Source organism: Isoptericola croceus (genome assembly GCF_029382255.1).
GTDB classification, from domain to species: domain Bacteria; phylum Actinomycetota; class Actinomycetes; order Actinomycetales; family Cellulomonadaceae; genus Isoptericola; species Isoptericola croceus.
This window is the reverse complement of record NZ_JARLLG010000226.1, coordinates 1-274: the sequence shown is the minus strand read 5'-3', so window position 1 is coordinate 274 and position 274 is coordinate 1. Positions and strand designations below refer to the sequence as shown.

The following is a 274-nucleotide window of genomic DNA, read 5'->3' as shown; positions in this document are numbered from 1 at the left end:
AGCCTCCTGAGAAGCAGCCAAAACACCGACGTCAGCGACGCCGCTCTAAACCTCGCCATAGTAAGAACAGCGATACGAGCACAAGAGATAATAACACCCCGGACGATGCCGAAGACAATGAAGACCCCGCAAACCCAACAATGGAGCAGGGTGAGCAAGGAGACGGCGAACACAATCCGGGGCCGCTGTCCGAGCACAGCGATGCCGAAAACACCAATTATCAACCTGTCTTCGAAGAGGAGATCAGTCTGGATGATGATGCATTCATCGTCAC

Annotated in this window: 1 protein-coding gene; it reads left to right on the top strand. The window is 53.6% G+C overall.

Translation table 11 applies throughout. The features are described 5' to 3' along the window. The coding region (locus PZC42_RS24600) for a hypothetical protein (protein ID WP_277214120.1) at positions 1-274 on the top strand (274 nt) is incomplete at both ends.